General features: G+C 42.3%; 1 protein-coding gene. It reads right to left on the bottom strand.

The features are described from left to right. Positions 1 to 107: 107 nt before the first annotated feature. On the bottom strand, positions 108 to 310 hold a 203-nt coding region (locus tag Q4563_RS18485; RefSeq protein ID WP_303605550.1), incomplete at its 5' end, for a hypothetical protein.

Genomic DNA, 310 nt, shown 5'->3' with positions numbered 1-310 from the left:
ATAGAAGGCAGGCCACAAAAAAAGTTAACGTTCGAAATTACCTCAGATGAAATCATTCATTGACTCAGGCCTTCGATAAGATCATTTTTTGCTGCATTGTAGAGCAATCAAACCACCTGACTGTTATTTCTCCAGGTTGGCAAACGCCAGCCCTCCTGGTAGTCAAGACCAAACGGCACATGAAGAGAATTCGCGGAGGAATTCAAATGCTTCTGATCTTCATTGTTGTGTTGATCTGGTTTTTCTGGATCAAACGACCTAAAAAGAACACCTACACCGCTAACAGAGCCAATAGTGTTGTGGCTATAAC

This window comes from Gilvimarinus sp. 1_MG-2023, from assembly GCF_030548285.1.
Note: the sequence above shows the minus strand (reverse complement) of the source record. Positions and strands in the feature narration are given on the sequence as shown.